The following is a 13,171-nucleotide window of genomic DNA, read 5'->3' as shown; positions in this document are numbered from 1 at the left end:
TACGATCGGTCTCGTGGAAAATCATGGGCGCCCGCCCGGTCCCCGGGCCACCGACCAGCAGGCCGCGCGCGCGGCGCTCTCCCGGTCGCGCGCCCTGGTCCTCGGCACGCTGCAGTCCCGGCCGGCGCCGAGCAGCCTCACCACCCTGGCCGGGATCACCGGGCTGCACCCGAACACCGTGCGGGAACACCTGGACGCGCTCGTCGAGCAGGGACTGGTCCACCGGGAACGGGCCGCCCCCCGCGGTCGTGGCCGTCCGGCGTGGCTCTACCGCACCTCGGCCGGGGATCCGACGGACCGGCCGTCGCCCTCCACCGGCCTGGCCGTCGCACTGGCCTCAGCCCTCGCGCGGAGCAGCGGGGACGCGCGCCGGGACGCGATCGCGGCCGGCGCTGCGTGGGGACAGGAGCTGGCGCGCGACCGTCCGCCGGCCGACGCCGGCGGCCGGGGCGCGCGCGAGGAGGTGCTCGAACTGCTGGGCGAACTCGGGTTCGCGCCGCGGATCGATGCCGCTGCCGGCACCGCGGACCTGACCCGGTGCCCCCTCCTGGACGCCGCCCGGCGCCACCCCGAGGTCGTCTGCGCCGTTCACCTGGGTGTCGTACGTGGCGCGCTCCAGGCCTACGGGGAGGATCCGGACGGCACGGAGCTGCTTCCCTTCTCCGAACCGGACGCCTGCCGGCTGCGCCTGGAGGCGACCCTCGACTGAGGGTGGCCGGGCGTCAGCGCTGCGGCCCGCTCACCGACTTCACGACGTTGGGCTCACGGTCGGTGGCCGAGGCGTCGGCCGTCGGCGCAGCGCCGTTGCTCTCGGCCGGCGCAGCCTCGACCGCGGGGCGGTTCGGTGGCGCCGGCGAGCGCAGTGGTGGCTGCGGCAGGGCCTCGGGGGTAGCCCGGCCCCACTCGGTCTCGACGTCGGTGAGCAGCGCCTCGAGGTAGGAGCGGAGCTGCACCCGGCAGGCCTGGCCGAACGCCTGGAGGTAGACGACCTGCCGCTGCAGCGCCTCGGCATCCGGGTGGTTCGGGTCGGCGGGGCGGCTCTCGGCGTCGGCCGCGACCGCACCCGTGGCTGCCTCCTGGGCGGCCTGGATGATCGCTCCGGCCTTCTCCCGGGCATCCCGCAGTTGCCCCTCGTACTGCTCACGCGCCTCGCTGGTCATCACCCGGCTGAAGGCCTCTGCCTCGGCCACGTACTGGTCGGCCGTCTGCTGGGCGGCGGCCAGGATGCCCATCGCCTGCTCGCCCGGTGCCGGACGCGACTCCACGCTCTCGAGCCGCGCCTGGAGGTCGGCGAGCTGCTCCTGCAGCGCGGCGTTCTCCTGCTGCAGCTGGGTCAGCTCGTCACCGACGCGGTCGAGGAACCGGTCGACCTCGGCATCGCTGTAACCCGGATGGAGCATGGTCGATCGCGAGAACGTCACGCTCTGGACGTCTGCCGGGCTCAGTCGCCCGCCCGCACCTCCGGCCCCGCGCTGCTCGATGCTCATGAGGTCACCTCTCCGTCAACAGTGGGGCTCGGTCGGCTGGGTGCGAAGACCTCGGTACGGACGCGCTGCCGGGGGACCCCGTGTGCCACGAGCCGGGCGACAGTGTCCTCGACCATCGGTCCCGGCCCCACGGCGTAGACGTCCCGGCTGGTCCAGGGCCCGCCGCGCATCATGACCTCGGCGATGTGGCCGTGCTCGAGCGTGGACCAGGAGTCCTCGGACACGGCGAAGGTGACCGACAGCCAGGAGTGCTCGGCGGCGAGCCGCTCGAGGTCCTCGCGGTCGTAGAGGTGCTCCTCGGTGCGGGCGCCGACGAACAGGTCGACCCGCCGGGGCGGGCCGTGCTGGGTCACGTGGTCGAGGAGCGACTTCGCCGCCGCCAGCCCGGTTCCCCCGGCCACCAGCAGCAGGTCCCGGTCGGACTCGGCGTCGAAGGACAGGTGCCCCACCGGCGGCCCGAGCCGCAACTCGTCGCCCACCTGGACCTGACGGACCAGGGCAGAGCTGACCGGACCGCCGTCATGGGCCTTGACGTGGATCTCCAGCAGCCCGTCGGGGCGTGGTGCGTTGGCCGGTGAGTAGTAGCGCCACAGCCGGGGACGGCGTTCTGTCTCCAGCGAGATCGACTCCCCCGGCACGAAGTCCATCGGCTCCTTGGGCTGCAGCCGCAGGACGGCGACGTCGAAGGTGCGCCGCTCGTGGCCCACCACCACGGCATCCCACCACGGTGGCCCGTCGGCCGACTCGGCGGCCTCGACCATCACCTGCGCGACCAGCTGGTAGGCCGCCGTCCAGTCGGCGGCCAGTTGCTCGTTCCACCCGTCGTCGAAGTGCTCGAGCGTGGCCAGCAGGCTCGCGCCGACCGCCGGGTAGTGGGCCGCGACCGTGCCGAACTTCCGATGGTCACGGCCGAGCTGCTGGAGGATCGGCACCAGCGAGTCGAGGTCGTCGACCCGCGCGACCACCTCCCCCAGGGCCTGGAAGAGCCGGTCGCGCTGGTGGGCCATCGAGACCGGGAACATCTGCCGGGTCTCGGGGTGGGCCAGGAACAGGTGGGTGTAGAAGTACAGCGGCGCTTCGTCGCCCATCGCCGAGGCCTTGCCGAAGTTGGCCCGCATCGCCGGGATGTCCACGCACACTCCCCCTCGCTGGCTGCTGGCTGCGCTGGTGCTCCGGATCCCGTTGGCGGAACTCTAGCGACCGCGGGCACACGCTGCGCACTCGGGAACCGGCCCGGACCGGTCCCGCGGACGCCGGTGCGGACACCCCCCGCGTTGGCGGCGGGCGGACGGCAGGGTGATGATCGGGCGGCCAGGAACTCCACCCAGCGTGACCGGGCATCCCTGGTCCGTGAGGAGTGACCCGGTGCCAGCGAGCACGCGGCGTCGGCCGGCCCGGCCCGCATCCCGACGAGCGACCGAGGAGTCCACGTGCTGTCCGACCGTTCCCGCCCCGTGATCGAGGCGACCCTGCCGGTCGTCGCCGAGCACATCGGGGAGATCGCCAAGCGTTTCTACGCCCATCTGTTCGGAGAGCATCCCCAGCTCTTCGACGGGGTGTTCAACCGCGGCAACCAGTCCGAGGGCACCCAGCAGGTGGCGCTGGCCGGCTCGGTCGCGGTGTTCGCCAGCGCGCTGGTGAAGACCCCGGAGCAGGTGCCCGAGCAGCTGTTGTCGCGGATCGCGCACAAGCACGCCTCGCTGGGCATCACCCCGGCCCAGTACGACGTGGTGCACGAGCACCTGTTCTGGGCGATCGTCGATGTGCTCGGTGACGCGGTCACCCCCGAGGTGGCCGCCGCCTGGGACGAGGTGTACTGGCTGATGGCCCACGCGCTGATCAACCAGGAACGCGGCCTGTACAGCGCCCGCGGTGTCCGGCCCGAGACGGTGTGGCGGGACTGGGAGGTGACCGAGAAGATCGACGAGACCCCCGACGTGGTCACCTTCCGCACCAAGCGGGTCGATGACCGGCTGGTCAAGACCTCCCTGCCCGGGCAGTACGTGACCGTCCAGGTGCCGATGCCCGACGGTGTCCGCCAGCCCCGGCAGTACAGCCTCACCCGGGCCGATGACGGCGAGCACCGCCAGTTCTCCGTCAAGCGGGTCCGGGGTAACGGGGCGAAGCCGGCCGGCGAGGTGTCCAACCTGCTGTGCGACTCCGTCGGGGTCGGGGACCTGGTCACCATGTCGGTGCCCTTCGGCGACGTCGTACTCGACGACTCGGGCCGGCCGGTGGTGTTCGCCAGCGCCGGGGTCGGGATCACCCCGATGGCCGGGATGCTGTCGCACCTGACCGCGGCCGGCTCGGGGCTGCCGATCACCCTGCTGCACGCCGACGCCGCCGAGGAGTCCTTCGCGCTGCGGCACCAGGTGCTCGCCGACGTCCGGGCGCTGCCCCACGCCACCGCGCACGTCTGGTACGAGCGCGACACCGACAGCACCCTGCCCGTCGACGGGGTGCACGAGGGCCAGATGGACCTCGACGACGTGACACTGCCCGACGCCGCCGCCTACTACCTGTGCGGCCCGCTGCCGTTCATGAAGGCCGTCCGCACCGCCCTGCTCGAACGCGGCGTCCCGCCACGCGACATCCAGTACGAGGTCTTCGGCCCCGACCTGTGGCAGGCCGACCTGGTCAGCGAGCCGACCTCCGGCTGACCGGACCAGCCGGCCGGCGGCGCGAGCCGCCGGCCGGTGCACCGGTCCGTGGCTCAGGCGGCCCGCTGCAGCTCCCGGCGCACCTTCCGGCCGCCGGTGGTCATCTTGTAGAGCTTGGCGACCTGCGCCGGCGCGTTGGCCGGCGTCGTCTGGGCCAGCCAGCCGTTGGGCAGCGACAACCGGAACACCTTGTGCCACGCCGAGGCGACCTGCCGGGGCAGCGACGCGGAGTGGTAGTTCAGTCCGTAGCGGGCGAAGAGGTCCTGGACCCGGGGGGCGATCTCGGCGTACCGGTTGCTGGGCAGATCCGGGAACAGATGGTGCTCCACCTGGTGCGACAGGTTGCCGGTCAGCACGTGCAGGGCCTTGCTGCCGGAGATGTTGGCCGAGCCGAGCATCTGGCGCAGGTACCACTCGCCGCGGGTCTCGCCCTCGATCGAGGTCTTCTCGAACGTCTCGACGCCCTCGGGGAAGTGCCCGCACATGATCACCGAGTGCGACCACAGGTTGCGCACCACGTTCGCGGTGAAGTTCGCCGCCAGGGTCGGCACGAAGGACGGACCGGACAGCGCCGGGTGGACGAGGTAGTCCTTGGTGGCCTGACGACGGATCTTGCGGAGCACGGCCTTGGCCCGGGCGCGGAACGCCGGATCGTTGCGCCGCTTGGCCGAGGAGAGGTTCTTGCCCAGCTCCAGGTCGTAGGCCGCGATGCCGTACTCGAAGAAGCAGGCGTTGACGAAGTTCCACAGCGGCTGGGCCAGGTACAGCGGGTGCCAGGGCTGGCCCTCGTCGACCCGCATGATGCCGTAGCCGAGGTCGTTGTCCTTGCCGATCACGTTCGTGTACGTGTGGTGCAGCTGGTTGTGCGAGTGCTTCCACTGCTCGGCCGGGCTGGCCATGTCCCACTCCCACGTCGTGGAGTGGATCTCCGGGTCGCGCATCCAGTCCCACTGCCCGTGCAGGATGTTGTGCCCGATCTCCATGTTCTCCAGGATCTTGGCGACCGACAGGCCGACCGTCCCGACGAACCAGGCGGGCGGGAACTTCGAGGCCAGCAGGACGGCCCGGCTGCCCAGCTCCAGCGAGCGCTGCACCGCGATGACCTTGCGGATGTAGGCGGCATCGGCGGTGCCCCGGCTGTCGAGAACGCCCTGGCGGAGAGCGTCGAGCTCCTCGCCGATGGCCTCGATGTCGGCCGGCGTGAGGTGGGCGATCGGGCTGGTGGGCTTCTGTTGCAGGGTCGTCATGTCCGGCTCTCCGTGTCTGTGGGGTCGGTCAGTGGTCGATGGCGCAGGCGCCGGCAGCGGCGCTGACGCAGGTCTGGACGAGGACGCCGTCGCCGGGGACGGCGGTGGTGACCTCGCCGTTGCGCAGGTCGCGGACCGCGCCCTCGCGCAGCGGCAGGACGCAGCCGAAGCAGATGCCCATCCGGCACCCGCTCGGCATCAGGAGGCCGGCCTCCTCGGCCGCGTCCAGGATCGGGGTGGCGCCGTCGGCGTCCAGCGTGGTGCCCGTTCCGGTGAAGGTGACCGTGCCGCCCTCGCCGGTCACCACGACCGTGGGCCGGAAGCGCTCGGTGAACAGCCGGTCGGCCAGCCCGGCCGCGGCCCAGTGCTCCTCCAGGGCCTCGAGCATGCCGACCGGACCGCAGGCGAAGGTGGCGCGTTCGGCGACGTCGGGCACCAGCGCGGCGAGCGCGGCGGGGTCCAGCTGGCCGGCGGTGTCGGTGTGCTGCTCGACCAGCCGGATCGCCCCGGACGCGGCCAGGGCGCGCAGCTCGGCGCCGAAGACGACGTCGTCGGGGGTGGGCGCGGAGTGCACCAGGACCACGTCCGTCGCCTCGTCCAGGTGGTTGCGGATCATCCCCATCACCGGGGTGATGCCGGAGCCCGCGGTCACGAACAGCGCCTTGGCGGGCCGCTGCGCCGGCAGGACGAACTCCCCGGCGGCCTGGTCGAGCTGCACGACCGTGCCGGGGGCGGTGGCGTGCACCAGGTGGTTGCTCACCTTCCCGCCGGGGATGGCCTTCACGGTGATGCTGATGCAGCCGTCGGCCCGGTCCACGGGGGAGGTGACCGAGTAGGCGCGCCACTGGCGCACCCCGTCGACGTCGACGCCGATCCGGACGTACTGGCCGGGCGTGTGCCCCTGCCAGCCCCGGCCGGGTCGGATCACCACGGTGGCCGCGTCGCGGGTCTCCCGCTGCACCGCCTCGACCCGGCCGCGCAGGGCCGCCCCGGAGCGCAGCGGGGCGACGAGGTCGAGGTAGTCGGTGGGCACCAGCGGCGTCGTGGCCAGCTCCGCGACACGGAGGACCCGGTCGCGGAGCGCGCGCAGCGGCCGGGCCGGCGTCGGGCGCGGAAGCGTGGACGTCATGTCCTCATCGTTCCCACCTGGCGACGCACGTACCTGTGCTCTCGACGTGAATCGGGCGGTACGTTCTGTTCCCCCCGAACAAATGAGGTGCCGTGACCCCAGCCCGGACGACGGTCTCCACGCAGGTCGCCGCGGCGATCCGCACCGAACTGCCGGTCGTGGCGGAACGGACGGTGGCGGCCATCGTCGTGGAGGTGCCCAGCTACGCCGACGCGTTCGCCGGCGGCATGGGCGACGCCATCCAGAACGCCGTCGAGCTGGCGCTGGGCGGGTTCCTCCAGCTCGCGATGTCCGGCGGCGGCGCGGACGCCAGCACACCGATCGGGCCGGCCCTGGACGGCGCCTACGCGCTGGGCCGCGGCGAGGCCCGCGGCGGCCGGTCGATGGACGCGCTGCTGGCCGCCTACCGGGTGGGCGCCCGGGTGTCCTGGCGGGAGATGAGCAGCACCGCGGTGGCGGCCGGGCTGACCGTGGAGTCGCTGGCCCGGTTCGCCGAACTGGTCTTCGCCTACATCGACCAGCTCTCGGCGGCCAGCGTGGCGGGCCACACCGACGAGCTGGCCACCAGCGGCCGGGTCCGCGAGCGGTACCTGGAGCGGCTGGCCGGCCGGTTGCTGGCCGGTGGCCCGGCCGACGAGCTCACCGCGGCCGCCGAGCGGGCCGACTGGACGCCGCCACGGTCGCTGACCGCGGTACTGCTGCCGGAGGCCCGGGCCCGCGGCGCGCTGCTGCTGCTCGACCCGCGCACCCTGCAGACCACCGAGGGCGGGCAGCCGCCGGAGCCCGCCGCGGAGCTGTCGGTGCTGCTCATCCCCGACGCCGACGGGGCGGGCCGGCCGGGGCTGTTCCGCGTGCTGGAGGGCCGGACCGCCGTCGTCGGCCCCGCCCGGCCGTGGCAGCGGGTGTCCGAGTCCTACGCCCGCGCCCTGCGCGCCGTCCGGCTGGGGCTGGCGCCGGAGGGCGCCGCGGCCGTGGACACCCAGTTGCGGCTGGCCGACCTCGTGCTCCGGTCCGACGAGGACGCGTTGATGGAGCTGCGGGCACAGGTGCTGGAGCCGCTGGCCGATCTGGGCGCGGGGGCACGCGACAAGCTGGTCGAGACGCTGCGGGCCTGGCTGCTGCACCACGGCCGGCGGGAGCGGATCGCCGCGGAGCTGTTCGTGCACCCGCAGACGGTGCGGTACCGGATGGGCCAGCTGCGCGAACGCTACGGCGACCGGCTGGAGGACCCGCGGCGCGTCCTGGAGCTCACCATCGCGCTGGGCCTTCCCGGGACGGCGACACCTCCGGCGACCTGACCGGTCCCGCGGTCACCAGCTGCCGCCACCGCCGCCGCCCGCGGCCCCACCGACGGACGTCGAGCCCGAGCCGGTCGCCGCCGGGGGCGTCAGCGCGGGGTTGTCCGGGGAGGAGAACGCGACCAGCGCCGGCCAGACGGCGATGGTGCTGGCCGGGGAGGAGCTGACGTACCAGTCGGGGGCCGGCCCCGGGGCCGCGCGCTGCAGCACCCGTTGCCACTCCGCCGCAACGCCGAGCGCGACGGCATGGGGCAGGTACCGGACGGCCACGTCGGTGCGGGCCGCACCGGCCAGGTCGGGCATCCGCGCGCCCTCGACCAGCCCGGTCGGGTCGGTACCGGCCAGCGAGCTCCGGAACGACCGGGTCTGCCGGCGCACCTGCTCACCGGCCACCGTGCGCTGCGGCATCCGCCCGGCGAGCCCGAGGACCACCAGCCCGGCCACCGCGACACCGGTGCCGGCCAGCGCCCAGGTGCTCGTCAGCGCCAGCACCACGGTCAGGACGACGCCGGCGACGAGCAGCGCGGTGCCGATGCGGTACCAGCGGCTGCGGGTGGCCGAAGGGTCGGCGACGAACCAGCCCAGCTCGACGACGTCGGCGTACACCGAGCGGCGGACCTCGGCCTCGGTGGTGGCGAAGGTGGACTGCAGGTCGGACATGGTGACCACGTCGCCGTCGGCGAAGACGCCGTCCAGCAGCTGCTGCTCGTACCGGCGGAGGCCGCGCGGGTCCGCCTCCGGGGTCCGCAGCAGGCGCCAGTCCGTCGGCGGCTCGCCGTCCGCCCGCTCGTCCCCGGGGTCGTCCTCGGGGTCGTCCTCGGGGTCGTCCTCGGGGGCGTCGAGCTCCTCGATGCGCAGGAACCCCCGGACGGCGAGGTCCAGGAGGGTGGCGGTGACCTCGTGGCGCTGGGCGTGGCCGTCGAGCAGGGTGCCCAGCTGCGCCGGCCGGGCATCCTGCGGCGGGGTCAGCTGCGGCGCCTCCCCGCTCGCGTCGAGGTCGTCGCGGGGCCGGCCGCGGCGCGCCCGGAGCACGGCCGGCAGGGCGAGCGCCACCAGGCCGCCCAGGCCCAGGCCCGCCGTGGCGGGCGTCAGCCGGAAGGCCCGGGCCGGGCTGAAGGTGTCCTCGAGGACCGGTGCGGCGTCGGGGAAGGTGCCGGACGGGAACGTCGCGCTCACCGTGACCCCCTCCCCCGGCTCGAGCGCCTCGGCAGCGGCCCGTAGCTCTCCTCCGGCCTCGACCTGCGCCGGGCACGGTGTCCGGTCGCCCGGTTCACCGACGGCGCACTCCCCGTCCACGGGTATCGCGCCGGGTGGCCCGGCGAGCCGGACCTCGACCCGGTCGATCGGCACCTCCCAGTCGGTTCCGACGGCGTTCCAGGCCAGCCGGTCGGCGTCGTCGCCCGGGTCGGCCACGCCGGCGACCCGGTAGCGGAGCACGTAGGTGTGCCGGCCGCTGACCTCGGTGTCCGGATCGCCGACCTGGATGGTGGTGATGCCGTCCTCGGAGGTCACCTCGGTCTGCGCCGGCGCCCCGGTCGGGCTCTGCACGGTGATGTCGCTGATCGGATAGCGACGGTCGCGGGTCTGCTCGTAGGGCGCGCGGTCGGGAACCAGCCGGAGGAGGCCGTGGCGCTCCTCGTCGGCGAAGTCGTAGTCGATGGTCTCCTCGACCGTCACCGAACCGTCGGCCGCGGCCTGGACGTCGACCTCGTAGGAGCGGATCGCCTCGCCCTGCTCCGACCCGGTGCACCCGGCCAGGGCGACCGCCACGGGCGCCAGCAGGGCCGCCGGCCACCGCGATCTGCGCTCCGCCATGCGCGCTCCCCCAGTTCCGACGCCGCCCGGGCGGTGATCATGGCACGGGGTCGCGGAGCTGGGCGTAGAGCCGCGCCAGGTCGGCGAGCTGGTGGTGGGCGTTGAGACCGCTGGGGTTGGGCGCCGCGATCGTCCGGGCGCCGCCGACGCGCTCGGGCTGCAGGCCGAGGGCGGCCTTCGGCCGGTCGAACGCCACCCGCCAGGCGGTGATGCCCAGGACGGCGAGCGTGCGGGGCCGGTACCGGGCCACCAGGTCGGCCAGCGCGACCGCCCCGGCCCGCAGCTCCGCCGGGGTCAGCTCGGCCGCCGTGCGGGTGGGCCGGTCGACGACGTTGGTCACCCCGAGCCCGTAGCGGGGCAGCTCGCGGTCCTCCTCGGGGGCCAGCCGGCGCGGCGTGAGGCCGGCCAGGTGCAGCGCCGGCCAGAACCGGTTCCCCGGGCGGGCGAAGTGGTGCCCGCGCTCGGCGGAGAGCAGCGAGGGGTTGATCCCGCAGAACAGCACGTCCAGGTCGGGGGCGACGACGTCCGGGAGCGGCTTGGCGGGCACGCCGCCCAGCCTGCCGTGATCGGGGCGAGTCGGCTCGGACCGGTATGCGTACGCTCGTACACATGACTGAGGACGTGCGGAGCATGCGGGACCGGATGCTCGCGGGAGACCCCTACATCGCCGACGACCCCGCGCTCGCGGCGGACAACGCACGCGCCCAGTCGCTGACCCACCGGTACAACACCATGGACCCCACCGACGGCGACGCCCGCCGCGCGGTGCTCACCGACCTGCTCGGCGCGTTCGGGGCCGGCAGCGAGATCCGGCCGCCGTTCCACTGCGACTACGGCTACCTGACGACGGTCGGTGCGCGGACGTTCGCCAACTTCGGCCTCGTCGTGCTCGACGTCGCCCCGGTGACCATCGGCGACGACGTCCAGCTGGGCCCCAACGTCCAGCTGCTCACCGCCACCCACCCCGTCGAGCCCGGGCCGCGGCGCGACAAGTGGGAGGCGGCCGAGCCGATCGTTCTCGGCGACAACGTCTGGCTCGGTGGCGGTGTGATCGTCTGCCCCGGCGTCACCATCGGCGCCGACACCGTCGTGGGGGCGGGATCCGTGGTGACCCGGGACCTGCCGGCCGGCGTCGTCGCCGTCGGGAGCCCGGCCCGCGTGATCCGCCCGGTCGGATGACCGCCACCCCGGGGGCCCGCCCGGTGCGCCGGTACGACCCGCAGCGCGCCGACCGGATCGTCGACGCCGCGCTGGACGTGATCGCCGAGCACGGCGTTCCGAACACCACCCACCGGCTGATCGCCGCAGCCGCGGACGTGCCGCTGGGCTCGCTGACCTACCACTTCACCACCCTCGAGGAGCTCCGCGCCCGGGCGTTCACCCGGCACGCGGAGCGGATGGCCGCCGCGTACGAGGCGCACTTCCGCACCGTGCGCAGTGCCGATGACGTCGTGGAGGCCGTCACCGACCTGGTCCACGGCGACGCCGGCGCGGATCCGCACGACTGGGCCATCGCCTACGAGCTCTACCTGGCGGCGCTCCGCGACCCCGCACTGCGCACGGTCACCGGGTCCTGGATGCGGCGCAGTCGCAGGGTGCTGGAGCGGTTCGTCGACCCGACCACCGCCCGCGGGGTGGACGCCCTGGTCGAGGGGCTGGTGATGCACAAGATCCTGTCCACCGACCCGGTGTCCCGGGAGCAGACCCGCGAGATCGTCGCCCGCGCCGTGCGGCCGGCAACTCCCCCGGGGACGGGCGTATGACCGCCACCGACGCAGCACCCGCCCCCTCGGCGACCCGGGTACGGGCGGCGACCCGCGCCACCTACGCCGCCTTCCTCGGTGCCGGCTTCGCCTTCGCCAGCTGGGCCGCCCGCATCCCGCAGGTGCGCACCCGGCTGGACCTCGACCCGGCGGCCCTCGGCCTGGTCCTGCTCGCGATCGCGGCGGGCTCGGTGATCGCCCTGCCGCTGTCCGGGCCGGTCATCGCCCGGCTCGGCTCACGGCGCACCGTCATCGTCATGTCCGGGTTGCTCACCGTCGCCCTGGTGGTCATCGCCGTCGGGCACCCGGCCGGCGTCGTCCCGCTGATGATCGGGTTGTTCCTGATGGGCTTCGCCAACGGCGCCTGGGACGTCGGGATGAACGTGCAGGGCGCCGTGGTGGAACGGCACCTCGGCCGGGCGATCATGTCCCGCTTCCACGCCGGGTTCAGCCTCGGCACCGTGCTGGGGGCGCTGGTCGGGGCGGCGATGGTGGCACTCGGGGTGTCGGTGACCACGCACCTGCTGGCCGTGGCCGTCGTCGTCGGGATTGCCGTTCCGCTGAGCGTGCGGGCGTTCGTGCCCGACGTCGACGAGACCGCGACGCCGCCCGAGGGCGGGGGCGGCAGCGTCCTGGACGCCTGGCGGGAACCCCGGACCCTGCTGATCGGCCTGTTCGTGCTGGCTTTCGCGTTCGCGGAGGGGACGGCGAACGACTGGATCACCGTCGCCCTCATCGACGGCCACGGGACCTCGGAGGCCATCGGCACCCTGGGCTTCGCGATCTTCCTGACCTCGATGACCGTCGCCCGCTGGGTCGGCCCCGGGCTGCTCGACCGCTACGGCCGGGTCGCAGTGGTCAGGTTGCTCGCCGGGCTCGCCGTCGTCGGGCTGGTGCTGTTCGTCTTCGGCCCGAACGCGCCGGTGGCCTTCCTGGGTGCGCTGCTGTGGGGTGCGGGGACGTCGCTGGGGTTCCCGGTCGGCATGAGCGCCGGCGCCGACGATCCGGCCCGGGCCGCCAGCCGGGTGAGCGTCATCGCCTCGATCGGCTACTGCGCCTTCCTCGCCGGCCCGCCGCTGATCGGTTTCCTCGGCCACGAGATCACCGTGCTCCGGGCGCTGATCGTGGTCGCGGTGCTGCTCGCCGTGGCCACGGCGGTCGCCGGGTGCCTGCGGGAGCCCGTCGCCGACCGGCTGTCCTGCGGCCGGCCCCTAGTCCACGCGGAAGATGTCGAAGACCACGCTGCGGGGCCGGCGGGTTCCGACGCCGAGGTGCACGTGCGAGGTGAGCGTGGCCAGCCGCGGGGCCGCGGTCTCGAAGACCGGGGCGGATCGGAAGTAGATGCGTGACGGGTCGACCGGGAGGTCTCGCTGCAGGCGCGCGATGTCCTCCGCCGACCCGGTGCGCACCGCACGGTTGACCACGTAGACCAGTTCCCCGTCGTCGGACTCGAGCACGTAGCGCGCGTCCGCCTCGGTCTCGGTCTCGCTGCGGATCAACTGGAAGTCCGCCCCGCCGGGCACCACCCGGCCGGTGAGCAGTGGACCGGACACCCGGCCGCCGGTGATCGGGATGACCCGGCGCAGACCACCCGGGGTGGCGCCGATCTCCAGTGGCGGGCCGACCTCCACCTCCAGGTGCGCGACGTGCGCCAGCGCGGGTGCCGGGGCCGGGTCTGCCATGGGTGCTCCTCAACTGCCGGAGAACGCGGAGCGCCTCGGTGCTGGCACTCCGTTCGTAGCACAGGGGTACCACTGCGATCTCCGGGGCAC

The 13,171-nt window shown here is 74.0% G+C and carries 12 protein-coding genes and 1 pseudogene; 6 read left to right on the top strand and 7 right to left on the bottom strand.

Translation table 11 applies throughout. The annotated features are described in order from the left end of the window. Positions 1–13 precede the first annotated feature (13 nt). The gene (locus ACYVG5_RS04650) at positions 14–709 is read left to right on the top strand and encodes a helix-turn-helix transcriptional regulator (protein WP_222049713.1); all 696 of its coding nucleotides are present in this window, start codon (positions 14–16) and stop codon (positions 707–709) included. 13 nt (positions 710–722) lie between these two features. Here the strand turns inward: ACYVG5_RS04650 and ACYVG5_RS04645 are convergent, their stop codons facing one another. Together ACYVG5_RS04645 and ACYVG5_RS04640 are read right to left on the bottom strand one after the other, a co-directional pair. After that, a complete protein-coding gene (locus ACYVG5_RS04645; RefSeq protein ID WP_222049712.1) occupies positions 723–1,487 on the bottom strand; it encodes a DivIVA domain-containing protein in 765 nt (254 codons plus the stop codon). Beyond that, the gene (locus tag ACYVG5_RS04640; RefSeq protein WP_222049711.1) at positions 1,484–2,620 is read right to left on the bottom strand and encodes a globin domain-containing protein; all 1,137 of its coding nucleotides are present in this window, start codon (positions 2,618–2,620) and stop codon (positions 1,484–1,486) included. The genes ACYVG5_RS04645 and ACYVG5_RS04640 overlap by 4 nt, the downstream gene beginning before the upstream one ends. Before the next feature lie 297 nt (positions 2,621–2,917). Between ACYVG5_RS04640 and ACYVG5_RS04635 the strand changes: the two genes are divergently transcribed. Further along, the gene (locus ACYVG5_RS04635; protein WP_222049710.1) at positions 2,918–4,147 is read left to right on the top strand and encodes a globin domain-containing protein; all 1,230 of its coding nucleotides are present in this window, start codon (positions 2,918–2,920) and stop codon (positions 4,145–4,147) included. A gap of 53 nt (positions 4,148–4,200) precedes the next feature. On the opposite strand, the gene ACYVG5_RS04630 is transcribed toward ACYVG5_RS04635, so the two are convergent. Both ACYVG5_RS04630 and ACYVG5_RS04625 read right to left on the bottom strand, forming a co-directional pair. Further along, positions 4,201–5,394, bottom strand: coding sequence for a fatty acid desaturase family protein (locus tag ACYVG5_RS04630; protein WP_222049709.1), 1,194 nt, complete (start codon positions 5,392–5,394; stop codon positions 4,201–4,203). Positions 5,395–5,422: 28 nt separating this feature from the next. Next, entirely contained in the window at positions 5,423–6,523 is a 1,101-nt protein-coding gene (locus tag ACYVG5_RS04625; protein ID WP_222049708.1) for a ferredoxin reductase, read from the bottom strand. Between the two features lie 92 nt (positions 6,524–6,615). Between ACYVG5_RS04625 and ACYVG5_RS04620 the strand changes: the two genes are divergently transcribed. Further along, on the top strand, positions 6,616–7,821 hold the full coding sequence (locus ACYVG5_RS04620) for a PucR family transcriptional regulator (RefSeq protein WP_222049707.1): 1,206 nt from the start codon (positions 6,616–6,618) through the stop codon (positions 7,819–7,821). A gap of 12 nt (positions 7,822–7,833) precedes the next feature. Here the strand turns inward: ACYVG5_RS04620 and ACYVG5_RS04615 are convergent, their stop codons facing one another. Further along, entirely contained in the window at positions 7,834–9,636 is a 1,803-nt protein-coding gene (locus ACYVG5_RS04615; RefSeq protein ID WP_222049706.1) for a DUF2207 domain-containing protein, read from the bottom strand. Between the two features lie 37 nt (positions 9,637–9,673). Then, positions 9,674–10,183: a G/U mismatch-specific DNA glycosylase gene (mug, locus tag ACYVG5_RS04610; RefSeq protein ID WP_222049705.1), complete on the bottom strand. Its 510-nt coding sequence runs from the start codon at positions 10,181–10,183 to the stop codon at positions 9,674–9,676. A 62-nt stretch (positions 10,184–10,245) separates the two neighbouring features. On the opposite strand from mug, the gene ACYVG5_RS04605 reads away from it, so the two are divergent. The 3 genes from ACYVG5_RS04605 to ACYVG5_RS04595 are packed head-to-tail and all read left to right on the top strand — an operon-like array spanning position 10,246 to position 12,748. After that, positions 10,246–10,815 (top strand): sugar O-acetyltransferase, encoded by a 570-nt coding sequence (locus tag ACYVG5_RS04605; protein WP_460682989.1) that lies wholly within the window; start codon positions 10,246–10,248, stop codon positions 10,813–10,815. Then, the gene (locus ACYVG5_RS04600) at positions 10,812–11,399 is read left to right on the top strand and encodes a TetR/AcrR family transcriptional regulator (RefSeq protein ID WP_222049704.1); all 588 of its coding nucleotides are present in this window, start codon (positions 10,812–10,814) and stop codon (positions 11,397–11,399) included. The genes ACYVG5_RS04605 and ACYVG5_RS04600 overlap by 4 nt, the downstream gene beginning before the upstream one ends. Then, on the top strand, positions 11,396–12,748 hold the full coding sequence (locus ACYVG5_RS04595) for an MFS transporter (RefSeq protein WP_246630736.1): 1,353 nt from the start codon (positions 11,396–11,398) through the stop codon (positions 12,746–12,748). Before ACYVG5_RS04600 ends, ACYVG5_RS04595 begins: the two co-directional genes overlap by 4 nt. Here the strand turns inward: ACYVG5_RS04595 and ACYVG5_RS04590 are convergent. After that, positions 12,677–13,081, bottom strand: a pseudogene (locus ACYVG5_RS04590) (DUF3237 family protein); the annotation flags it as partial. The gene ACYVG5_RS04595 and the pseudogene ACYVG5_RS04590 overlap by 72 nt on opposite strands. Positions 13,082–13,171 lie beyond the last annotated feature (90 nt).

The organism is Modestobacter lapidis (assembly GCF_054780755.1).
This window is presented reverse-complemented; position numbering and strand designations above follow the sequence as displayed.